At 56.2% G+C, this 22615-nt stretch carries 25 protein-coding genes; 19 read left to right on the forward strand and 6 right to left on the reverse strand.

The window, feature by feature from the left end; translation table 11 throughout:
- The first annotated feature begins 110 nt into the window (after positions 1-110).
- The 4 genes from OKC28_RS01050 to OKC28_RS01065 all read left to right on the forward strand — a co-directional run bounded on the left by OKC28_RS01050 (position 111) and on the right by OKC28_RS01065 (position 3106).
- On the forward strand, positions 111-236 hold the full coding sequence (locus OKC28_RS01050; protein ID WP_256685717.1) for a hypothetical protein: 126 nt from the start codon (positions 111-113) through the stop codon (positions 234-236).
- A 2-nt stretch (positions 237-238) separates the two neighbouring features.
- Positions 239-901 (forward strand): arginine ABC transporter permease ArtM, encoded by a 663-nt coding sequence (gene artM / locus OKC28_RS01055; RefSeq protein WP_005313537.1) that lies wholly within the window; start codon positions 239-241, stop codon positions 899-901.
- 221 nt (positions 902-1122) lie between these two features.
- Positions 1123-2058, forward strand: coding sequence for a malate dehydrogenase (mdh, locus tag OKC28_RS01060; RefSeq protein WP_021138822.1), 936 nt, complete (start codon positions 1123-1125; stop codon positions 2056-2058).
- Positions 2059-2515: 457 nt separating this feature from the next.
- Positions 2516-3106: a tetratricopeptide repeat protein gene (locus OKC28_RS01065; RefSeq protein ID WP_021138821.1), complete on the forward strand. Its 591-nt coding sequence runs from the start codon at positions 2516-2518 to the stop codon at positions 3104-3106.
- 96 nt (positions 3107-3202) lie between these two features.
- Here OKC28_RS01065 and hmpA read toward each other — a convergent pair whose 3' ends face one another.
- Positions 3203-4396: an NO-inducible flavohemoprotein gene (gene hmpA, locus OKC28_RS01070; RefSeq protein ID WP_155602276.1), complete on the reverse strand. Its 1194-nt coding sequence runs from the start codon at positions 4394-4396 to the stop codon at positions 3203-3205.
- A 111-nt stretch (positions 4397-4507) separates the two neighbouring features.
- Here hmpA and OKC28_RS01075 point away from each other — a divergent pair, with 111 nt between their 5' ends.
- A complete protein-coding gene (locus OKC28_RS01075; RefSeq protein WP_034523613.1) occupies positions 4508-4981 on the forward strand; it encodes an Rrf2 family transcriptional regulator in 474 nt (157 codons plus the stop codon).
- 30 nt (positions 4982-5011) lie between these two features.
- Here OKC28_RS01075 and OKC28_RS01080 read toward each other — a convergent pair whose 3' ends face one another.
- Positions 5012-6292 carry an HlyC/CorC family transporter gene (locus tag OKC28_RS01080; RefSeq protein WP_021138818.1) on the reverse strand — a complete coding sequence of 427 codons (1281 nt, stop codon included), beginning with the start codon at positions 6290-6292 and terminating at the stop codon, positions 5012-5014.
- A gap of 39 nt (positions 6293-6331) precedes the next feature.
- Complete coding sequence (locus OKC28_RS01085; protein ID WP_034523623.1) at positions 6332-7123, reverse strand: cytochrome C assembly family protein; 792 nt, start codon at positions 7121-7123, stop codon at positions 6332-6334.
- 298 nt (positions 7124-7421) lie between these two features.
- Between OKC28_RS01085 and ffh the strand changes: the two genes are divergently transcribed.
- From ffh to rplS, 5 genes are all read left to right on the forward strand, one after another.
- On the forward strand, positions 7422-8801 hold the full coding sequence (gene ffh, locus OKC28_RS01090) for a signal recognition particle protein (protein ID WP_270686779.1): 1380 nt from the start codon (positions 7422-7424) through the stop codon (positions 8799-8801).
- 179 nt (positions 8802-8980) lie between these two features.
- On the forward strand, positions 8981-9229 hold the full coding sequence (gene rpsP / locus OKC28_RS01095; protein ID WP_021141082.1) for a 30S ribosomal protein S16: 249 nt from the start codon (positions 8981-8983) through the stop codon (positions 9227-9229).
- 24 nt (positions 9230-9253) lie between these two features.
- Positions 9254-9775, forward strand: coding sequence for a ribosome maturation factor RimM (gene rimM / locus OKC28_RS01100; RefSeq protein ID WP_005313510.1), 522 nt, complete (start codon positions 9254-9256; stop codon positions 9773-9775).
- Between the two features lie 34 nt (positions 9776-9809).
- On the forward strand, positions 9810-10559 hold the full coding sequence (gene trmD / locus OKC28_RS01105) for a tRNA (guanosine(37)-N1)-methyltransferase TrmD (protein ID WP_005313508.1): 750 nt from the start codon (positions 9810-9812) through the stop codon (positions 10557-10559).
- 32 nt (positions 10560-10591) lie between these two features.
- Complete coding sequence (gene rplS / locus OKC28_RS01110) at positions 10592-10939, forward strand: 50S ribosomal protein L19 (RefSeq protein WP_005313505.1); 348 nt, start codon at positions 10592-10594, stop codon at positions 10937-10939.
- A 128-nt stretch (positions 10940-11067) separates the two neighbouring features.
- Here rplS and OKC28_RS01115 read toward each other — a convergent pair whose 3' ends face one another.
- Entirely contained in the window at positions 11068-11391 is a 324-nt protein-coding gene (locus tag OKC28_RS01115) for an isoamylase early set domain-containing protein (RefSeq protein WP_096119716.1), read from the reverse strand.
- 83 nt (positions 11392-11474) lie between these two features.
- Positions 11475-12149: a DNA mismatch repair endonuclease MutH gene (gene mutH, locus OKC28_RS01120; protein ID WP_099991601.1), complete on the reverse strand. Its 675-nt coding sequence runs from the start codon at positions 12147-12149 to the stop codon at positions 11475-11477.
- Between the two features lie 733 nt (positions 12150-12882).
- Between mutH and rppH the strand changes: the two genes are divergently transcribed.
- The 8 genes from rppH (at position 12883) to OKC28_RS01160 (ending at position 20461) form a co-directional block, all read left to right on the forward strand.
- Positions 12883-13410, forward strand: a complete 528-nt coding sequence (gene rppH, locus OKC28_RS01125; protein ID WP_005313497.1) for an RNA pyrophosphohydrolase — start codon at positions 12883-12885, stop codon at positions 13408-13410.
- 12 nt (positions 13411-13422) lie between these two features.
- Positions 13423-15702, forward strand: coding sequence for a phosphoenolpyruvate--protein phosphotransferase (gene ptsP, locus OKC28_RS01130; RefSeq protein ID WP_270686788.1), 2280 nt, complete (start codon positions 13423-13425; stop codon positions 15700-15702).
- Between the two features lie 67 nt (positions 15703-15769).
- A complete protein-coding gene (lgt, locus tag OKC28_RS01135) occupies positions 15770-16594 on the forward strand; it encodes a prolipoprotein diacylglyceryl transferase (RefSeq protein ID WP_099991602.1) in 825 nt (274 codons plus the stop codon).
- Positions 16594-17388: a thymidylate synthase gene (gene thyA / locus OKC28_RS01140; protein ID WP_099991603.1), complete on the forward strand. Its 795-nt coding sequence runs from the start codon at positions 16594-16596 to the stop codon at positions 17386-17388. Before lgt ends, thyA begins: the two co-directional genes overlap by 1 nt.
- A 207-nt stretch (positions 17389-17595) precedes the next feature.
- Complete coding sequence (nhaA, locus tag OKC28_RS01145; protein ID WP_059111734.1) at positions 17596-18786, forward strand: Na+/H+ antiporter NhaA; 1191 nt, start codon at positions 17596-17598, stop codon at positions 18784-18786.
- The gene (locus tag OKC28_RS01150) at positions 18783-19190 is read left to right on the forward strand and encodes a hypothetical protein (protein ID WP_021138577.1); all 408 of its coding nucleotides are present in this window, start codon (positions 18783-18785) and stop codon (positions 19188-19190) included. Before nhaA ends, OKC28_RS01150 begins: the two co-directional genes overlap by 4 nt.
- Positions 19177-20109, forward strand: a complete 933-nt coding sequence (nhaR, locus tag OKC28_RS01155) for a transcriptional activator NhaR (RefSeq protein WP_021138578.1) — start codon at positions 19177-19179, stop codon at positions 20107-20109. Before OKC28_RS01150 ends, nhaR begins: the two co-directional genes overlap by 14 nt.
- A gap of 49 nt (positions 20110-20158) precedes the next feature.
- Complete coding sequence (locus tag OKC28_RS01160; protein WP_005313481.1) at positions 20159-20461, forward strand: ArsR/SmtB family transcription factor; 303 nt, start codon at positions 20159-20161, stop codon at positions 20459-20461.
- 49 nt (positions 20462-20510) lie between these two features.
- Here OKC28_RS01160 and rpsT read toward each other — a convergent pair whose 3' ends face one another.
- Positions 20511-20774 carry a 30S ribosomal protein S20 gene (rpsT, locus tag OKC28_RS01165; protein ID WP_005892298.1) on the reverse strand — a complete coding sequence of 88 codons (264 nt, stop codon included), beginning with the start codon at positions 20772-20774 and terminating at the stop codon, positions 20511-20513.
- A gap of 191 nt (positions 20775-20965) precedes the next feature.
- Here rpsT and murJ point away from each other — a divergent pair, with 191 nt between their 5' ends.
- The gene (gene murJ, locus OKC28_RS01170; RefSeq protein WP_021138579.1) at positions 20966-22534 is read left to right on the forward strand and encodes a murein biosynthesis integral membrane protein MurJ; all 1569 of its coding nucleotides are present in this window, start codon (positions 20966-20968) and stop codon (positions 22532-22534) included.
- The last annotated feature ends 81 nt before the right edge of the window (positions 22535-22615 follow it).

Below are 22615 nucleotides of genomic sequence, written 5' to 3' on the forward strand. Positions count from 1 at the left end.
ACTCTGCTGGGGGGATTAGTGATCACTCTGCAATCGACCGTCTTCAGTCAGCTGAGTGAATTCGGGTTTAAGCAGACTGCCCGCTATACCCGCGGCTACGGAGGTTGACCATGCAGGACTATTTCACGACTCTGCTGGGGGGATTAGTGATCACTCTGCAATCGACCGTCTTCAGTCAGCTGAGTGAATTCGGGTTTAAGCAGACAGCCCGCTATATCCGCGCCTACGGAGGTTGACCATGCAGGACTATTTCATGACCCTGCTGGGTGGTCTGGCGATCACCTTGCAATTAACTGCTCTCAGTCTGCTGCTCGGCGTACTGATGGCGGCTGCCATGACATGGGTGCTGGAGCAGCGCATTCCGGTGGCGACCCAGCTGGTACAGCTGTGGGTACTGATCTTCACCGGCACGCCGCTGCTGATCCAGATTTTCCTCATCTACTACGGGCCGGGACAGTTTGAGTGGCTCAAATCCGGGCCGCTCTGGCCTCTGCTCAAGCAGCCCTGGTTCTGCGCCGTGCTGGCCCTTGGTTTCAACACTGCGGCCTATTCAACCCGCTTGTTCAAGGGGGCGCTCGATGCTATTCCGTCCGGTGAGGTGGAGGCCTGCCGCGCGCTCGGCTTTTCGGCCGGGCAGACCCTGTGGATGAAGGTGCGCCATGCTGCGCGGCGACTGGTGCCCGCCTACTCCAACGAGGTGATCCTGGTGCTCAAGGGGAGTTCGCTCGCCAGCACCATCACCATCATGGACGTGATGGGCCTGGCCCAGCGCCTCAACGCCCAGACCTATGACACCCTGGCTGTGTTCACTGTGGCCGGTGCGCTTTACCTGACCATGAACGGATTGTTAACAATTGGGTTTCGCTGGTGTGAACGGCGAGCCCTGGCATTCCAGGCCTGAGCTCGGTAGATCTACCTCTTTGTGGTAGGTATAAATGCGGGAAATCTGTGCTTCTCCTCTGATTTTTTGCATTTCCCCCCATTTTTATGCGCCGCCTGTTTATTGGCTCACAGAACCCGTGATTGCAACTGTTATCAGATTGTTTTTTATGGGGGGATCCATTAAGGTTGGGCCCACAACAAGAAACAACCTTAAACCTACGCTTAAACATGGAGTTGATCATGAAAGTTGCCGTTCTGGGTGCCGCCGGTGGCATCGGCCAAGCCCTCGCTCTGCTGTTGAAAAATCGCCTTCCTGCTGGTTCCGAACTGAGCCTGTATGACATAGCCCCGGTCACTCCGGGTGTGGCGGTCGATCTGAGCCATATCCCGACTGACGTGAAAGTAAAAGGTTTCTGCGGTGAAGATCCGAGCCCGGCTCTGGTCGGCGCCGATGTGGTGCTGATCTCCGCCGGTGTGGCGCGCAAGCCCGGTATGGATCGTTCCGATCTGTTCAATATCAACGCCGGCATCGTCAAGAATCTGGTGGAAAAATGTGCCGCTACCTGCCCGAAAGCGCTGATCGGCATCATCACCAACCCGGTCAACACCACTGTCGCCATCGCGGCTGAAGTGCTGAAAAAAGCCGGTGTCTACGACAAGCGTCGCCTGTTCGGTGTCACCACACTGGATGTGATCCGCGCCGAGACCTTCGTGGCCGATGCCAAGGGTCTGAATGTCGACAAGGTGCGTGTCAACGTGATCGGTGGCCACAGTGGCGTGACCATTTTGCCGCTGCTGTCCCAGATCGAAGGCGCCTCCTTTACTGCTGAAGAAGTGGCTGCCATGACCAAGCGTATCCAGAACGCCGGTACCGAAGTGGTGGAAGCCAAGGCCGGTGGCGGTTCTGCCACCCTCTCCATGGGTCAGGCTGCCTGCCGTTTTGGCCTGTCCCTCATCAAGGGTCTGCAGGGCGAAGCCAACGTCATCGAGTGTGCTTATGTGGAAGGTGATGGCAAGCATGCTACCTTCTTCGCACAGCCCATCTTGCTGGGCAAGAATGGCGTCGAAACCGTGCTGGACTACGGCAAGCTGAGTGCCTTCGAGCAAGAGGCGATGGAGGGCATGCTGGCCACTCTGAAAGCCGATATCCAGCTGGGTGTCGAGTTCGTCAAGTAAGCCGCATGGCTGACAACAAGGGGAGCTTCGGCTCCCCTTTGTCATTGCTGCAGGGTGCTGACGGTGACGGGCTAAGGGGATGGGCCTGGCTGCCGATAACAGAGAGCAGCAGGAGAACCTTATGATGAAACCCCTTACCCTTTTTGGCCTTGCTTGTTTGCTGATGACCCAGGCACAGGGCGCGGAGCCACAGGTATCCGCCGCCGGACCTACGGCAAGCAGTGCAGTTTCCGTGGCAGAGTCAGCGATCGCATCCCCGCCTGCGGTTTCCGCTGCCGAGCCGGTGGCTGTGTCTCAGCCTGCGGTTTCCGCCGCCGGACCGGTCGCGTCATATCAGCCTGAGGTGTCTGCAGCCGGGCCAGCAGCGCCACTGCCAGTCGCTCCTTCAATGGCGCAGGCCTCATCAGCTGCGGCTGCCACAGCGTCGGATGGCGGGCTCTCTCCAACCAGTCAACCCATGACCAGCACGCCGACGAGCGGTGCAGATGACAGCGGCAACCTGCAGGCTGTGCCCCTCTATCGTCAGGACGAGCTGCTCAACTGGATTGAGCAGGGGCGTCATTTACAGCAGGTAAAACAGGACAGATGCCAGCTTACCCAGGATATCGAGGTGCGGGCCGAGGTAATGAAGGTGCCTGCCTATCAGTTCCTGTGGGGAGATATGCTGGCCTGGGGAGTGTGCATCAAGCCCAATGCGGAGCTCGGGGTCAAATTCATGTGGGATGCAGCCAATCAGGGGTTGGCACCTGCGCTGGAACAGCTGGGCCGTTATTACTGGAAGGGCACTCTGGTGCAAAAAGATCTGCTCAAGGCCGAAACCCTGATGCGTGAAGCGGCCAGTCTGGGGTTTCAGCGGGCACAGATAGAGTGGGTCGAGATGTTGCTGCAGGGACTGGGCAGCCCGCTGGATTATGAAGAGGCGTATCACTGGCTGCACAGTACTGTCATTGGTGACAAGGCCTTGCATCAGAAGGCGACCAGCCTGCTGAATCGACTGGGCAACCGCATGCCTGCCAACGCCATTGCCCGTGCCAAGGCGATGCGTTAAATAAAAAGGACCCACAGGTTTTCACCTGTGGGTCCGGATCCGGCCGCCGTGCCATGACAGGCCGGGTCCTCACTGCTTTATATGGTGCAACCCCAATTAAAGATCCTGGTGGGGGCCAAAAACTTCGTAGTGCAACTGTTCGGTCGGGATACCCGCCGCGCTGAGTTGTGTCTTGATCCCCTGCATGAAGCCGAGCGGGCCGCAGAAGTAGTAGTGGGCCTGCGGTACCAGTAACCCGGATACCTGACTCAAGTCCATGGTGCCGCTGAAGTCGTAGTCCTTCCCTTGCTCATCCTGATCACTTGGCTCCCGATACCAGACCCGGCTCTGCAGCTTGTGGTGCTGTTGGCGTTTGCGCTGGATATCCTCCTTGAAGGCATGCAGCGAACCCCGTTCACAAGCGTGCAGCCAGCAGACATCGGCATCATGGCCCGTGCTCAGCAGTTGGTTGAGCATGCTCAGCATGGGGGTGAGGCCCACGCCGGCGGAGAGCAGCACCACTGGGGTGCTGGCGCTGGCTTGCAGGAAGAAATCACCGGTTGGCGGCATCAGATCCACCTTGTCACCAACTTGCAGATGGTCATGCAGCAGGTTGGAAACCTGACCCTGCGGCTCGCGCTTGACGCTAATACGGTAATCGCGGCCATTGGGGGCATCGGAGAGGGAGTACTGACGGATCTCCTGATATTCCAGTTCCGGGTGGTTGAGCTGGATGCTGAGGTACTGGCCCGGCTTGAAATGCAGCACGGGTTTGCCATCGATCGGCGCCAGCATGAAGGAAGTGATGAGCTCGCTCTCGACCCGCTTCTCTTTGATGATGAAGGGGCGAGGGCCTTGCCAGCCACCGATCTCGCTCGCCTTCTCCTGATAGATCTCGCTCTCCCGACCGATGAAAATACTGGCCAGTACTCCATAAGCCTTGCCCCAGGCATCCAGCACTTCGTCGGTGACTGCACTTCCGCCCAATTCTTTGAGCGTGGCCAAGAGATGACTACCTACAATGTGATATTGTTCTGGCTGGATCATGAAACCCGTGTGTTTGTGGGCGATACGTTCTACTGCACCGGCCAGGGCCCCCAGGTTGTCGATGTTCTTGGCATAAGCCGCCACTGCGTTGAACAGGGCCAGCGGTTGGCCGCCGCTGCGCTGGTGAGCCAGGTTGAAAATATCCTTCAGCTCGGGGTTGTGACTGAACATGCGCTGATAGAAGTGCTGGGTGAGTGCAGGGCCCGCCGATTCGAGCAAAGGTATGGTGCTTTTGATGACGGCGATGGTGGCTTGATCTAACATAAGGGGTCCTTTCTAATTAAACATTTAAAATGTCACTTAATAAGCTGCATCCTAGATGTTTATTTGATCTGGATCAATAATCAATTTTCCGCGTGATGCGACACAGGCCCTATGAGACTAACTAGCTATACCGATTTTGGATTGAGAGCCCTGCTCTATCTGGCGACCTTGCCACAGGGGGAATTGTCGAGCGTGGCCAAGGTTTCCGCCTTGTATGACGTCTCTCGCAACCACATGGTGAAGGTGGTGAATCAGCTGGTGAAGCTGGGTTATCTGCAGTCACAGCGGGGCAAGAATGGCGGGATCCGCATGGCTTGCGCGCCAGAGACAGTCAATATCGGCCAGGTGATCCGTGCGCTGGAGGGCAACCTGGACGGCATCGACTGCAACTCGCCCGTTTGCCATATCGTGTCTGTCTGTCTGCTGAAAAGCGCCCTGAAGGAGGCGATGAACGCCTTCCTGGCGGTGATGGACAGCTACACGCTGCAAGACCTGCTGGCCAATCGCGATGAGCTGCAGAAGGTGTTCGGTGAGCTGATCCCGACCCTGGTGCTGGAACCAGAGCCTGACGACGAGAATGAGTGAGATAAAAAAGCTGCCATCGGCAGCCTTTTTTCAATCTTCGAAACCCGATACGTTGCGGTATAAATCTGGCATGATCCGCGCCATCTTCACCATGTTGTTCTCTACTTCCATGATCTCGATGGGGTAGCCAGCCAGCCGCAGGCTGATGTTGGGCTGGGGGATCTCCTCCAGATATTCCAGAATTGCGCCATTGAGGGTTCTCGGCCCGTCGATGGGCAGTTGCCAGTTCATCTCCTTGTTCAGTTCGCGGATGCTGGCCGAGCCTTCCACCAGGAAAGAACCGTCCGGTTGAGGATGGATCTCTTCGCTGGGCGCTGGAGTAATGGTGGTGGTGAAATCGCCCACTATCTCCTCCAGGATGTCGTCCAGGGTAATCAGCCCCTGAATGTCACCGTACTCATCCACAATGAGGCCGATCCGCTCCTTGTTGCGCTGGAATTTGGCCAGTTGCACATTGAGCGGCGTCCCTTCCGGGATGAAGTAGATCTCGTCCACTTCCCGCAGCAGGCTCGACTTGTTGAACTGATCCCTGGCCATCAGCCGCAGCGCATCGCGGGCGTGCAGAAAGCCCACCACGTCATCGATGTTGTCTCGATAGAGCAGTATTTTGGTGTGGGCGCCGTGGGCCAGCTGGCGCAGTATGCTCTTCCAGTCATCGTTGATGTCGATGGCGTAGATCTCGCTGCGTGGCACCATGATGTGCTCCACCGTCATCTTGTCCAGGTCCAGGATACTAAGCAGCATCTCCTGATGGCGCTGGGGGATGAGACTGCCGGCCTCGTTGACTATGGTGCGCAGCTCCTCGGTATTGAGAGCATCATTCTTGTTGGGAGTGACTCGCAGCAGCTTGAGCAGGCCGCTGGTGATGCCATTGATCAGCCAGACGAAGGGGTAGAGCGGCACCATCAGCCCCTTGAGGATCCAGGAGGCGGGGTAGGCAATTCTTTCGGGGAACATGGCCGCCAGGGTTTTGGGGGTGACTTCGCCAAATACCAGCACGACCAGGGTCAGACCGAAGGTGGCGATGGCAACACCCAGATCGCCAAACAGCCGGATACAGACAATGGTGGCGATGGCCGAGGCGAAGATGTTGACCAGGTTGTTGCCTATCAGGATCAGGCCCAGCAGACGATCGGGTCGGGCGAGCAGTTGCTCGACACGGCGTGCGGCTTTGTGTTTGGTCTGTGCCAGATGCCGCAGCTTGTAGCGGTTGATGGACATCAGGCCGGTTTCGGAGCTGGAGAAGAAAGCGGATAGAAAGATCAAGATAACGAGGACAATCAGTAGTGTACTCGTTGAGATGCTGTCCAAAAAGGGCTCCTGTTGGGGCTAGGTGAGTAAAAGTGAATATCAGCTCAGCAGCACTTCTTTCACGAAGCGGCTGCCGAAATAGGCCAGCGTCAGGATGACACTGCCGACAAAACTCAGGGTAATGACCCTGCGGCCACGCCAACCACGAGTATGGTGACCCCATAACAGCAATACGTAGACGCACCAGGCAAGGATCGAGAGGATTGCCTTGTGGGATTTACCCTGGGCGAACATGTCCTCCAGAAAGAACAGACCGGAGGCGATGGAAAGCGTCAGCAGGAACAGACCCGCCGAGATGAGCTGGAACAGGCGCTTCTCTACCGTCATCAAGGGAGGCATGGACGGTAGCTGGCTGATCTTGCGGGACTTCAACTGACGATCCAGACAAGCAAGCTGCAGTGCAAAAAGACCGGCGATCATCAGCACCGAATAGGCCATCAGCGCGAGACCTATGTGCAGCAGCAACTGGGGGTGAGCTTCCAGATGGGTGATATAGCGACCCGGTATCAGGGCACTGGCGGCCAGCAGCAGGGCGGAAAAACTGTAGACCACGGGCAGCAGGATCCAGCCGTTGAAGCGACGGGTGACGCAGGTCATGAAGCAACTGATGATAAGGCTGACCAGAGACGCGACGTTGAGCATGCTGAGATTCTGGCCGGAATGGGTCACCAGCACTTCGCTGGCAACCGACGCGCCATGGGCGACCAGAGCCAGTCCTATGCAGGCAAACAGGGGCGCTTGCCCGACTTGTTTGGCATTGAGCAGCAGGTGCAGCGAGGCGACGATGGCGAGCAGATAGAATGCCAGGGCCAGAATAGAGATCACGATCATAACCAGGTCGTTGTTGAACAAGCGGTTGGAACAGGAGTGGCAGTATACCTTGCACAAGATATGCTCGCCAGTTGTGCTACCGCCGATCTGCCCATATATAGGCAGCAGGCGACCGCTTTGCGCGGTGAATAATTGTCCTCCAGCGCTACCTCACGCTGGCTGAGGTATTATAATGCCCCCATTTGTTCAGCTTGCCTGTTAGCTGGCTGATGACCGCCACGAGCGGTGAATAATCGTCCTCACAGGGCTGACTGGGGTATAATCCCCCCATTTGTTACGCCAAGAACCGGAATGCGTCATGTTTGAGAATTTGACTGAACGACTCTCGCGCACCTTGCGCAATGTCAGTGGCCGTGGCCGGCTGACCGAAGAAAACATCAAGGATACCTTGCGCGAAGTGCGCATGGCGCTGCTCGAGGCGGACGTCGCCCTGCCGGTAGTGCGTGACTTCGTTGCCCGCGTGAAAGAACGTGCCGTGGGCCAGGAAGTGGCCAAGTCCCTGAGCCCGGGCCAGGCCTTCATCAAGATAGTGCACGGCGAGCTGGTCTCTGTGATGGGGGAGGCCAATGAACAGCTCAACCTGGCTGCCCAGCCGCCCGCCATCATACTGATGGCGGGTCTGCAGGGTGCCGGTAAGACCACTACGGTCGGTAAACTGGCCAAGTTGCTCAAAGAGCGAAGCAAGAAGAAGGTGCTGGTCGTCAGTGCCGACGTCTATCGCCCTGCGGCGATTAAGCAGCTGGAAACCCTGGCAAGCGACGTCGGCGTCGACTTCTTCCCGAGTGATGTCAGCCAGAAACCGGTCGATATCGCCACCGCGGCCATCGATCAGGCGCGCAAGAAGTTCTATGACGTTGTGATCGTGGATACCGCCGGCCGTCTGCACGTCGACAGCGACATGATGGACGAGATCATCCATCTCCACGCCACCATCAAGCCTATCGAGACCCTGTTCGTGGTGGATGCCATGACCGGTCAGGATGCCGCCAACACTGCCAAGGCGTTCAACGAGGCGCTGCCGCTCACTGGCGTGATCCTCACCAAGGCCGACGGTGATGCCCGTGGTGGTGCCGCTCTTTCCGTGCGCCATATCACCGGCAAGCCAGTCAAGTTCATCGGTATGGGTGAGAAGACAGACGCGCTGGAGCCATTCCATCCGGATCGCCTCGCTTCCCGTATCCTCGGCATGGGTGATGTACTGTCGCTTATCGAGGAAGTGGAGCGCACGGTCGACAAGGAGAAGGCAGCCAAACTGGCCAACAAGGTCAAGAGTGGCAAAGGCTTCGATCTGGAAGACTTCCGTGAACAGCTGGCCCAGATGCGCAACATGGGTGGCATGATGGGCATGCTCGACAAGCTGCCGGGCATGTCCGGCCTGCCGGATAACGTGAAAGATCAGATGGATGACAAACTCACAGTGCGGATGGAGGCCATTATCAGCTCCATGACGCCCAAGGAGCGCGCCCATCCTGATCTCATCAAGGGTTCCCGCAAGCGCCGCATCGCTGCAGGCTCCGGCATGCAGGTGCAGGACGTGAACAAGTTGCTCAAGCAGTTCACCGAAATGCAGCGCATGATGAAAAAGATGTCCGGCAAGGGCGGCATGCGCAAGATGATGGGGCAGATGAAGAACATGCTGCCGCCCGGATTCGGTGGCGGTGGTCGCGGTCCGTTCTGATTTTCCTGCTTGTCAGGCAGAAAGGCTCACCGAGGTGAGCCTTTTTCATGCCAACCCTTGCGCAAAAAATAGCTGGCTTGGTTGCAATTATTACGAATCCAAGTAGAATTACGCGGCTTATTTTAAGCTAGGGTCTGCGTATTTGCAGGCCTTGTTCATTAGATGTTTATGAGGACGATATGGTAACCATTCGTTTACAACGTGGTGGCGCGAAAAAGCGTCCGTTTTACCAGGTAGTAGTTTCTGACAGCCGTTGCGCCCGTGACGGTCGCTTCATCGAGCGCGTTGGTTTCTTCAACCCGGTCGCTTCTGGTTCTGCTGAAAAGCTGAATCTGGACCTGGCTCGTATCGAGCATTGGGTTGCTACTGGTGCCGCTGTTTCTGACCGCGTTGCCAAGCTGATCAAAGACGCTGCCAAAGCTGCTTAATCAGCCCAACGGTAAGGAGTTAAGGTGGAAAAACCTGTAGTTCTGGGCACTCTGGGTACCGTTTATGGCATCAAGGGCTGGCTTAAAGTGAACTCCTTCACCGATGTTGCCGAAGCGATTTTCGATTACAACCCCTGGATGATCAATCAGAACGGGGTGTGGCGTGAACTCAAGGTCTCGGCCTGGAAACGTCACAACAAGGGTCTGATTTGCAAGATCGATGGTATCGATCTGCGTGAAGATGCCCTTGCATTGACCAATGTCGAGATTGGCGTACCCGCTGATCTTTTGCCTGCGTTGCCTGAAGGTGAGTTTTACTGGCGTGACCTGATTGGTTGCTCGGTATCGACCACCAAGGGATACGACCTGGGCAAGGTGACCGAATTGATGGAAACCGGCTCCAACGATGTGTTGGTGGTTGAGGCCAATGTAAAAGATGCCTTTGGCGCGAAGGAGCGGTTGATTCCGTTCCTGGAAGAGCAGGTGATCAAGCATATTGATCTGACTGCTCGAACAATCGAAGTTGATTGGGATCCTGGTTTCTAGTTTCCCGCGGTAACACGAGTGCCGGAGGTTTCTTATGTGGATTGGGGTGATTAGCCTCTTCCCGGAAATGTTCCGAGCCATTACCGAGCACGGGGTAACGGGTCGGGCCGTCAAGAGTGGCCTGCTGCAGATTGAGTGCTGGAACCCCCGGGAGTTTACCCACGATAAACACCGTACGGTCGATGATCGTCCTTATGGTGGTGGGCCCGGCATGTTGATGATGGTTCAGCCGCTGCGTGACGCGATTCATGCAGCCAAGCAAGCGGCGGGAGACGGGGCGAAAGTCATCTATCTCTCTCCTCAGGGACGCAAGCTGACTCAAGCGGGCGTAACCGAGTTGGCGACGAATCAGAAACTGATTCTGGTAGCCGGTCGATACGAAGGTATCGATGAACGCGTGATACAAACCGAAGTCGACGAAGAGTGGTCTATCGGGGATTACGTGTTAAGTGGTGGCGAGTTGCCTGCCATGACCCTGATCGATGCGGTTTCGCGTCTGGTCCCTGGGGTTTTGGGTGATCAGGCCAGTGCCGAGCAGGACTCCTTTACGGATGGCTTGCTGGATCATCCCCACTACACTCGGCCGGAGTTGTTGGATGGATTGGCGGTGCCCGAGGCGCTGACAAGCGGCAATCACGAAGTGATCAGGCGCTGGCGTCTCAAACAGTCGCTCGGACGAACCTGGCAAAGAAGGCCGGAACTTATTAACAACCTAGCTCTGACTGACGAGCAAGAATCACTTCTTGCCGAGTATGTCCGCGAAGTGCGTGACAGCGTTAAGTAGAGTTTTCAGTTTATCCTAGGTAAGGAAAGACAATGAGCAAGATTATTCAGCAGCTTGAACAAGAGCAACTGCGTACCGACATCCCGGCATTTGCCCAGGGCGACACCGTACGTGTTCAAGTTCGTGTTAAAGAAGGTGGCAAAGAGCGTCTGCAGGCTTTCGAAGGCATCGTTATTGCCAAGCGTAACCGCGGTCTGCACTCTGCTTTCACCGTTCGCAAGATCTCCAACGGCGAAGGTGTTGAGCGTGTATTCCAGACTCACTCTCCGCTGATCCACAGTGTAGAACTGAAGCGTCGTGGTGATGTTCGCCGCGCCAAACTGTACTACCTGCGCAACCTGTCCGGTAAAGCTGCTCGTATCAAAGAGAAGCTCAACTAATTCGATTCGAATTGGTGTCGATATGTCGGCAAATAGCTCGACAGGTAGTGAAAAGGCTCGCCAATGGCGAGCCTTTTTTGTGTCCGCTGTTCAGGATCCTGACCGTACGCCAGCGTTCTGACCGCCGCTTACTGACTGACCCGTACCACAGAGTTGTCCCGTCCGAAGGGGCCTGGCACATAGTCGTCCGCCTCCCAGTCGTTGTCGTAGAGCGTCTCTCCGTTCGGTTTCACCAGCTGGTAGCAGTATTCGAAATGGCTGGGGCCATCGGTGGGCAAGTTTAGGGTGGTTCTGAACTCCCCGCTCTTCATCCGCTTGAGCTCTATGGGTTGCCACTGGCTGAACTCTCCCAGCAGCAATACCTGCTCCGCTTCACCTGCAGCCTCTTTTTCCACCGCGAAGGTCACCTTGACCTCGGGGCGGGACTTGAGAAATTGCTTGTTGATCGGCATGACGCCTCCTTGTCATTGATTGCGAAGAAATAGCTACTGGCTATTTTTATATCACTTTATGACAAGGATGTTTATAACGGAGATCAAAGGGGCAGGGCAAAGTGTCGTTGCAGCAGGCCATGAGTGAACCCTGTCTTGAGGTAAAAGCCTCGTGGCAGTGTCAAAATTGGTTGACCATTGCGGCCGATGGCACGGGTCAGCGCCTTGTTGTTGGCTGCCTTGGGGCGCAACTGCAACACCTGGCCATGGCGAGCACTGATCTGCTCGACCTCTCCCAGCACTATCATGTCCATCAATTCTTCCCAGTCCTGGCGCAGCAATTCATCTTCCTCTTCACTCGGGCTCCACATCAGCGGCATGCCGATCCGGCGTTCTCCTACTGGGATGTCACGGCTGCCCTCCACCGGGATCCAGAGTACCCGCGAGAGCTTGTTGCGTACATTCGACTCTTCCCAGCGCTGACCACTGACGCCGATCAGTGGTGCCACGCAAACGAAGGTGGTCTCCAGCGGCTTGCCATAAGGATCGATGGGGATCGTCTTGAGCTCGATGCCGAGCTCGGGGAAGTCCTGCTCCGGCTTGCTGCCTGCGCTGGCCCCTAGTTGCCACTCGATAAGTTGACCGACCCAGCCCTTGTCCCGCCTCAGATCGCGAGGGACAGCAATGCCTGCATCGCTGGCCAGCTGTGCCAGCGAGAAGCCAGCCATGGCGTCGGCACGGGCCAGCAGTTCCTGTTCTGACTGCGGATTGGTGGGCATGAATGACTCCTGCAAAGGGGAATTATTTTAGCAAGTCTGATCCTTGATGAGGATCGCTGTTTTTATAACCGTTCCTGGCAGGGGGCTGCACAGGGGGGGGCGTTTTGTAGGTGATGACTTATCATAATGATTTTTAAAGAGTTTGTCTTTATAGCGCAGATCTTCCCGGCACAGGATCCCGAGTTGAAATAGTTGTCCAAGGGTTTGCTCATGCTGTTGCACACAGTTATCCACAGAAATCTTGGATAACTGCCGTAAAGTGGTAATAGTCAGGGGGTTGTTACAAAAAAATGTGAAACCGCACCGATTTTTGCTGCGATGGCAGGGTAGATAGTGTGCCATGCCTGTGGATAAATTAGCCGTGGTGGATCTTTGAACAGTTGGACTTGTTCACAATCGGGATCCCGGATCTTCGGCGGGGAAAGACATGGATCTTGATCCAGCACCATTCATTTAACACTATGTATTTAAATACATATTTTGTTTTTATTAACATGCTGTATGCTGATGTTTAATTTAGAGTAGATAACCAAAACTACTGTATATACCCGCTTGCTAACAGGTTTATACACAGCCTGGGTGGGCAACTTGCGGGGCTTGATCCTTGGGTTTGTTTATAAGTCGGCTTGAAATTGAAAGTTATTCATGCGTGGGGGATTGCAGTCCTTGTTTGCTGCCACGGAGTGAATGTGGAACAATCTCCTTATAGATTCAGCCTTTATAAGGTGATCACGTGATAGATGGCGACGGGTTTCGTCCCAATGTCGGAATCGTGATCTGTAACCGTGACGGGCAAGTATTGTGGGCTAAGCGCTATGGGCAGCACTCCTGGCAGTTTCCGCAGGGAGGAGTTGATGACGGTGAGACGCCAGAACAGGCCATGTATCGTGAGCTGTATGAGGAGATAGGCCTCAAGCCCGAGGATGTGACCATCATGGCCACCAGTCGCAACTGGCTGAAGTACCGCTTGCCAAAACGCCTTGTTCGTTGGGACAGTTCACCGGTCTGTATTGGCCAAAAACAAAAATGGTTCTTGCTACAGCTGGATCCGGGCAGGGAGTCCAGGATCCAGTTCGGCTGTCATGGTCACCCCGAGTTTGATGATTGGCGTTGGGTCAGTTTCTGGTACCCGGTACGCCAGGTTGTCTCCTTCAAGCGGGAAGTCTATCGACGGGTGATGACGGAGTTTGCCCCGTTGGCGATGCCAGTGCCTGTGGTGCAAGTAAATCGGAAAGATGGGCGGCGCAACCGCTCTCGCTAAGGAGCACATTCGTTGCTGACGGATCTCAGACGCATCGTCGAAAGCATGGCCGAAGCCAACACTCTGGAGTTGGCTTTGCAGGCATTGGTCAGCCAGACCCGGCGGGCCATGACGGTGGACTGCTGTTCCGTCTATGTGTCTGAGCCGGACATGCGCCGCTACCGACTGGCTGCGACCGATGGTCTGGCCGAGTCGGCGGTGGGCAAGGCAACCCTGCCGTTCGAGCAGGGTATCGTCGGTCTGGTGGGCCAGCGCGAAGAGCTGATCAACCTGGCCGATGCCCCCTCCCACCCCAGTTTCAAGTTCCTGCCGGATGTCGCGGAAGAGGCGTTCCGCTCCTTCCTCGGTGCTCCCATCATGCATCAGCGCCAGGTGGTGGGCATTTTGGTGGTGCAACAAAAAGACAGTCGCCGTTTCGATGAGGGGGAGGAGTCCTTCATGGTGACGCTGGCAGCCCAGCTGGCCGCGCGCATCGCCCAGGCCCAGGCCAAGGGCTGGTTGCAGAAAACCGACTGGAGCAAGCCACTGCGTGGTATCGCCGGCGCCAGTGGCATCGCCATGGCCAAGGCCTGGGTGTGGCGGCCTCGCAAGGAGCTCAGCGCCATCACGCCGCGCAAGGATGAGGAGCATGCCAAGCAGCTGGAACGGTTGAACGTGGCAGTGGAAGTGGTGCGCCACGATCTGGAGAGTCTGGCCCTGCGTTTTCGCGAAAGCTACAGCCAGGACTCGGTCGCCATCTTCGATATCTATCTGCATCTGCTCAATGACCCCGGTTACATCAAGCCCATCCGCAACAAGGTCAGCAAAGAGCACTGGACGGCCGTGTCAGCGGTGAAGCTCATCAGTGACCGGTTGATCGAGCAGTTCAAGGGGATGAAAGACCCCTATCTGCAGGAGCGATCCACCGATGTGAAGGACATAGCCCAGAGGCTCATCAGCCGACTGGTGCAGAATGAACCCGAACACATCACGGTCGGCGAGCCTGTGGTGCTGGTTGCCGACGAGGTGACGGCCACCATCCTCGCCGAGGTGCCGCGAGAGTTCCTGACCGGTGTGGTATCGCTCAAGGGCGGTACCAACTCCCACGCCGCCATACTGGCCCGTGCCATGGGGGTGGCAGCTATCATGGGGGTGGATCTGCCGCTCGGCGACATCGGCGGTCGCATGCTGGTGGTCGATGGCTACAGCGGCGATCTCTTCATCGAGCCCAATCAGGTGATCCTGACCGAGTATCGGCAACTGCTCAATGAGGAGCGGGCGCTGGATACGCTGGTGCGCAGCGTCGACAACCAGCCATCGGAAACTGCCGACGGTACACCTGTGTCATTGCTGCTCAATGCGGGGCTGAGCGCCGATACCGAGATCTCCCTTAATCATCTGGCGGACGGGGTTGGGCTTTATCGCACCGAGATCCCCTTCATGCTGCAAGACAGCTTCCCCTCAGAGTGGGAGCAGACGGCGCGTTATCGTGGCATTCTGGAAACCTATCGCAACCGCCCTGTCTGCATGCGAACTCTGGACGTGGGGGGGGACAAGCAACTGCCCTATTTCCCCATCGTCGAGGAAAATCCCTTCCTTGGCTGGCGGGGGATCCGGCTCACGCTGGATCACCCCGAACTGTTCCTGGTACAGCTCAAGGCCATGCTGCGGGCCAGCGAAGGGCTGGACAATCTGGCCATCATGTTGCCGATGATCAGCAGCGTCAGTGAAATCAAGGCCTCCCGCCGGCTGCTCGATCAAGCTTGGCGGGAAGTATCTGAAGAGGCGGCCAGCCGCGATGCGGTGATCCGCTACCCCAGCCTGGGGGTGATGATAGAGGTACCCTCCGCTCTATATATCCTGCCGGAGATGGCGCCACTCATCGACTTCTGGTCGGTGGGCAGCAACGACCTGACCCAATATCTGCTGGCGGTGGATCGCAACAATGCCCGTGTTGCCAATATCTATGATGCTTTCCATCCCGCTGTGATCCGCGCCTTGCAACTGCTGGTCGATGCATCCCATCGTTACCAGAAACCTGTGTCCGTGTGCGGCGAGCTGGCGGGCGATCCTGTTGGCGTACTGCTGTTGCTGGCCATGGGGTATCGCCGCTTCAGTATGAACACCCACAACATCGCCAGAATCAAGTACGTGCTGCGTCAATCCAGCCTGAGCGAGTTGACCGTGCTGATGGCTGATGGCCTGAAGCACGACAATCCCCACGTGCTGCGTGGCCTGTTCGCTCGTTATCTGGAAGAGCACGGTCTGGGCGGCTTGCTGCGGGCAGGTCACAAAACGAAACAGATTGATTGATAATCATGCCTTGTCCCTGCTGACGAATGATCGGAAAATGCGGCTTTTCTAATGACTGGGGCCGCATATGCAGCACGATGGATATTGGGTTTTCTCGCAGGTTGATCCTGTAGCATTCAGTTTGGGGCCACTATCGGTACGCTGGTATGGTCTCATGTATCTGTTTGGTTTCGCCTTCGCCATGTGGCTGGCGGGACGTCGCGCCGATGCACCGAACAGCGGCTGGACCCGCAACGAGGTCTCTGACCTGCTGTTTTACGGCTTCCTCGGGGTGATCCTCGGTGGCCGGGTTGGTTATGTACTGTTTTACAACTTCGATATGTTCCTGGCCGACCCCCTCTACCTGTTCAAGATCTGGACCGGTGGCATGTCGTTCCACGGTGGCCTGATCGGTGTCATCACCGCCATGATCTGGTTTGCCCACAAAACCAAGCGTCATTTCTTTACTGTGGCCGATTTTGTGGCGCCGCTCATTCCGTTTGGTCTGGGTGTGGGCCGTGTCGGCAACTTCCTGAACGGTGAGCTGTGGGGCCGAGTGACCGATGTGCCCTGGGCCATCATATTCCCTGAGGCTGGGCCCGAGCCACGCCATCCCTCCCAGCTCTATCAGTTCGCGCTGGAAGGGGTCGTGCTTTTCATTATCCTGAATATCTTCTGGCGCAAAAACCCGCCCCGTGGCGCCATCTCCGGCCTGTTCCTGTTCTGTTACGGTCTGTTCCGCTTCCTGGTGGAGTTTGTACGCCAACCGGACAGCCAGCTTGGTCTCTATTTCCAGGAGATCAGCATGGGCCAAATCCTGTCTATGCCCATGATCGTCGCCGGAGCTCTGATGGTCTGGGCTGCTTACAAGCGCCCGCAGTTGTTCGGTAATGCCGTGAAGGAGGCGAAATAATGAGAACTTATCTCGACCTGATGCAGAAGATCCTGGATGAGGGCACCGTCAAGTCCGATAGGACTGGCACTGGTACCGTCTCCTTGTTCGGTCATCAGATGCGCTTCAATCTGGCGCAGGGTTTCCCGCTGGTCACCACCAAGAAATGTCACCTGCGTTCCATCATTCACGAGCTGCTCTGGTTCCTCAATGGCGACACCAATACCGCCTATCTGAAAGAGCACGGTGTCAGCATCTGGGATGAGTGGGCCGACGAGAATGGCGATCTGGGCCCGGTTTATGGCGCTCAGTGGCGCTCCTGGCCGGCGGCCGACGGCGCTGTCATCGATCAGATCCAGCGCGCTGTGGATGACATCAAGCACAATCCGGATTCGCGCCGGATCATAGTCTCGGCCTGGAACGTGGGTGAGCTGGACAAAATGGCGCTGGCTCCCTGCCACGCTTTCTTCCAGTTCTACGTGGCGGACGGCAAGCTCTCGTGTCAGCTCTACCAGCGCAGCTGTGATGTCTTCCTCGGCCTGCCGTTCAACATCGCCAGCTATGCTCTGCTGACTCACATGATGGCTCAGCAGTGTGACCTGGAAGTGGGCGACTTCGTCTGGACCGGTGGTGATGTGCACCTCTACTCCAACCATATGGAGCAGACTGCGCTGCAGCTCTCTCGTGAGCCGAGGCCCTTGCCTCGGCTGGCGATCAAGCGAAAGCCCGATTCCATCTTCGACTATCGGTTCGAGGATTTCGAAATCCTGGGGTATGACCCCCATCCTGGAATAAAAGCTCCGGTTGCAATCTGAGTCGGAGAAGCTCAACAATAAAGGCGCCAAGAGGCGCCTTTATTGTTCGTACTATACTCAGTCAGTTTACTGTTGGTATCGATATGATCTGGGTTAAATGCTTGATTGTTCGGTTTTTTCGATGCATTGGGTAATTAGAAACGATTTTTCATTACTCTAGATACTGCCATAGACTGCCCTTCTTGATTGCAACAGGACTGTTTTAATATGAGCGAAACCATGAAAAAATTTCTGAAAATGGAGAGTGCCTCCGGCATTATTCTGATCATCTCTGCTATTTTGGCCATGGTCCTGGCCAACAGCGGTCTCGCCTCTCTCTATCACGCTTTCCTCGATACACCCGTCCAGATGCGTATTGCCAGTTTGGATATCGACAAGCCTTTGCTGCTCTGGATCAACGATGGTCTGATGGCCCTCTTCTTCCTTTTCATCGGTCTGGAAGTGAAGCGCGAAATGATGGAAGGTGCCTTGTCCAGTCGCGAGCAGGCCACTTTTCCTGCGATTGCTGCGGTGGGAGGCATGCTGGCGCCGGCGCTGCTTTACGCCTTCTTTAACTATGACAACGAGGTAACTCGTGCTGGCTGGGCTATTCCTGCAGCCACTGATATCGCTTTTGCGCTGGGCGTCATGGCGTTGCTTGGCAAACGGGTTCCTACCAGCCTCAAAGTCTTCCTGCTGGCGCTGGCAATCATGGATGACTTGGGCGTCATCATCATCATTGCGCTTTTCTATACCCAGCAGCTCTCGCTCTCCGCTATCGGCGTTGCTGCAGCAGCCACTGTGGTGTTGTTCCTGTTCAATCGAATGAAGGTAGAGCGTCTCTCCTTTTATATGCTGATTGGTCTGATTGCCTGGGTGGCGGTACTCAAGTCAGGGGTGCATGCGACACTGGCCGGTGTGGTCGTGGCCTTTATGATCCCGCTCAAAGGAGAGCGTACCGAGTCTCCACTCAAGTATCTTGAGCACCAGCTAAACCCTTGGTGTGCCTATTTGATCCTGCCACTGTTTGCCTTTTCCAACGCAGGGGTCTCTCTGGATGGAATGGGGCTAGATGCACTGACTAACCCTGTGTCCCTTGGCATTATTGTCGGGCTCTTCGTGGGCAAGCCTCTTGGTATTTTTACCATCAGCTGGTTGGTGGTCAAACTCGGGCTGGCCAAGCTTCCGGCGGGTACCGACTTCAAGCAGATCTTTGCAGTGAGTGTGCTGTGCGGTATCGGATTTACCATGTCGATGTTTATCGCATCACTGGCTTTCCAGCACTCCGGAATGGAGTATGGTAACTATGCGCGCCTCGGTATCTTGTTGGGGTCAACGTTGGCAGCTTTTGCAGGTTACACAGCCCTGCGTTTGAGTCTGCCTAATAAACCTGCCAACCAGACTTTGGAGGGATTATGAGAAAGGTTCTGATATTGTGTTCTCTTCTTGCGCCTTTTGGCCTACAGGCCGAGACGTTTGATGATTGCAAGCAAGATGTGGTTTCCATCGGATGCAACGCTTATCTCAACGGTGTGGTCGACAGTGCCATGTTGCTCAGTGACAGGCAGGCCAAAGCCCAATTTGGTGAAACCTTCTCCGAACGCGCCCTCAGCAGCCGGGTGGGAGAGCGATTCAAACAGTCCAATAAGCGTTATTGTGGTGATCGATTGCCTGACAAGAGCCGTCTTAAAGCCAGTCTGATGGAGCAGTTTGCAGCAAACAAGGTTGACTCGATCAGCGACATGTATGACATTCTGGCGGCTGAACTCAGCTGCTACCGGAGTCCGCGTAAAGCGGGAATCCCATCGGATGTCACACCTTAACTACAATCACCTCTACTATTTTTGGATGACTCAGAAGAAGGGCACTGTCACTCAGGCGGCAGAGGCCCTTTTTTTGACGCCGCAGACAGTGACCGGTCAGATCAAACTACTGGAGCAACGTCTTGGCGGCAAGCTGTTGAAGCGAAAGGGGCGATCCCTGGAGGCTACCGAGCTCGGCCAGTTGGTGTTTCGCTACGCAGACAAGATGTTCAGCCTCTCCTACGAGATGCTGGATATCGTCAACTACCGCAAGGAGAGCCAGATCCTGTTTGACGTTGGCATCGCCGATGCACTCTCCAAGCGCCTCGCCAGCCGGGTATTGCTCTCTGTCATTCCCAACGATGGCTCCATCCACCTGCGCTGCTTCGAATCAACCCATGAGCTCTTGCTGGAGCAGTTGAGCGAGCACAAGCTCGACATGATCCTCTCCGACTGTCCGGTTGATTCCAGCCAACATGCGGGACTGCTCTCCAAGCGACTCGGCGGTTGTGGCGTCAGCTTCTTCTGCAAGGCGCCTTTGCCTGAGAAAGCCTTTCCGGCCTGTCTGGAAGAACGCAAGTTGCTGATCCCGGGTCGCCGCACCGCCATGGGGCGCCAGCTGACCCAGTGGTTCGAGCAGCAGGGGATCTCCCCCAGCATTCTCGGCGAGTTCGATGATGCGGCCCTGATGAAGGCGTTCGGCTTCTTCAATCAGGGCATCTTTATGGCGCCGACCATCTACCGGGAAGAGATCCTGGAAGGGGAAGAGGTGATGCTGATTGGGGAGACCCAGGATCTGATGGAAGAGTATTACGTCATCTTTGCCGAGCGCATGATCCAACATCCGGCGGTAAAACGGGTATGCGAGAGTGACTTCTCCTTCCTGTTTGCAGGCCAGGAGGACTTTGCCACGATTCAACCGGCAACCCTGTCATTTTAAATCGACGGCTCACAGAGTATGATTCTTGCCTCGAGCGAAAGGGGATGAGATGCAACTGGAAGAGATGGAGGCGAATGCGAGCCGTGCTGTGGCACTGCTCAAGGCGCTGGCCAACGAGCGAAGACTGTTTATTCTGTGCCAGCTGCTGGACAGGGAACTGTCCGTAGGGGAGCTTAACGAGGTACTCGGATTGAGTCAGTCAGCCCTGTCACAGCACTTGGCCGTGCTTCGGCGGGATGAGTTGGTGGAGACGCGAAAAGAGGCCCAGACGGTCTACTATTCGCTGCGCAGCCACGAGGTGCGCGAGATGATAGGTTTGCTGCACAGACTGTATTGCAGCGCAGATAAATAAAAAACCGGCACTAAGGCCGGTTTTTTTAGCGTTATTCAGCCGGAGCTGATTAAGCCATAGCTTTGATCTGGGCAGACAGGCGGCTCTTGTGACGAGCAGCTTTGTTCTTGTGGATCAGGCCTTTGGTAGCCATGCGATCCATGATCGGCTGAGCGGTAGCGAAAGCAGCAACGGCAGCAGCTTTGTCGCCAGAAGCGATGGCAGCAATTACTTTCTTCAGATAGGTACGGGTCATTGAACGACGGCTGGCGTTGTGTTGACGACGTTTCTCTGATTGAATCGCGCGCTTCTTAGCAGATTTGATATTAGCCAAGGTAAAACTCCTAAAACTGTCTTAGCGAGTGTATTGAAAAGGCCCGGAAATATGCCTTCTCAACCACATATTGTCAAATGATTTGTGCAAATAAACACCGCCCCCCGGTGGTGTGTCAGTTGGGAGGCGGTTAAACTGTCGGCCGATTCTAGCAGCATTCTTTTCATTCTGACAGTTCCAGAGGCCTCGTCTTGAGTAAGAAATTGATCAAATCCGGCATGATAGTGTCCGGAATGACGCTGGTGTCCCGTGTGATGGGCTTGGTTCGCGATGTAGTCATCGCCAATCTGCTCGGTGCCGGGGTGGCCGCAGACGTCTTCTTCTTTGCCAATCGCATTCCCAACTTTCTGCGTCGCTTGTTCGCTGAAGGTGCTTTCAACCAGGCATTTGTTCCCGTGATGACGGAGTACAAGAAAAATGGCGACGAGCGTGAAGTGCGCGAATTGCTGGCCGCGGTAGCGGGTACGCTGGGGGGGATAGTGACAGTCGTGACCCTGCTGGGTGTGTTGGGTTCGGGTGTACTGACGGCGCTGTTCGGCTGGGGCTGGTTCTGGGACTGGTTGCACGGCGGGCCCGCTGCCGAGAAGTTCGAGCTGGCCAGCCTGATGCTCAAAATCACCTTTCCCTATCTCTGGTTCATCACCTTTACCGCCATGGCGGGGGCCATCCTCAACACCTTTGGCCGTTTCGCGGTATCCTCGTTCACCCCTGTGTTTCTCAACCTCACCATGATAGGGGCGGCCTGGTGGATAGCGCCTCTGCTGGAGAGACCCGAGATTGCTCTCGCGATCGGTGTCTTTCTGGGGGGGTTGGTGCAGTTCCTGTTCCAGTATCCCTTTCTGCGCCAGATCAACATGCTGGTGTGGCCCAAGTGGGGTTGGCGCCACCCAGGGGTGGTCAAGATCCGCACCCTGATGATCCCGGCGCTGTTCGGGGTGTCAGTCAGTCAGATCAACCTGCTGATCAACACCATGCTTGCATCCTTCCTCGCCACCGGCGCCATCAGCTATCTCTATTACTCGGATCGCCTGCTGGAGTTCCCCCTCGGCCTGTTCGCGGTGGCCATCAGTACCGTTATCTTGCCTGCGTTGGCCAAGAAGCATGTGGATGCGGACCCGGCCGACTTCTCTCGCACCATGGACTGGGGGGTACGGATGGTGATGCTGCTCGGCCTGCCGGCCATGGTGGGGATAGCCGTATTGCGCGAGCCCATACTGCGAGTGCTCTTCATGCGCGGCGAGTTCGGCATGCATGAGGTGAGCATGTCCAGTGCCAGTCTGCTGGCTTCCACCACGGGCCTGTTGTCGCTGATGTTGATCAAGGTACTGGCGCCGGGCTACTACGCTCGCCAGGACACCAGGACGCCAGTGCGGATCGGGGTGATGTCCATGATCGCCAACATGGTGTGCAACCTCATCTTCATCTTCCCTCTGGGCTATGTGGGGCTGGCACTATCCACCGCCTGTTCAGGCTCGTTGAATGCGGCTCTGTTGTTCAAGGGCTTGTATCAACAAGGGGTCTACCGTCCGTCCCGCAATACCGGGCTGTTCTGCCTCAAGTTGCTGGTGGCGACCGTGCTGATGGGAGGCGTGCTTGCCTATCTGTCACCGGATCTCGCCCAGTGGGCTGCCTGGAGCATGGGCAAGGCCAGCTTGCAGCTGACCATGCTGCTCTGCCTGGGAGGGGGAATGTACGGGGTCATCCTGCTGGTACTTGGCATTCGGCCAAGACACCTGAAAGCAGGTCAGCAGCAGGACTGACCCTGCTGCACCATACGGGATTGCCTCGGCGGGCAGGGGATCTGGGCAAGATGCCTGAAATCGGGCCATGAGGGCTGACCC

This window comes from Aeromonas sp. D3, assembly GCF_027705025.1.
Taxonomy (GTDB): Bacteria; Pseudomonadota; Gammaproteobacteria; order Enterobacterales; family Aeromonadaceae; genus Aeromonas; species Aeromonas salmonicida.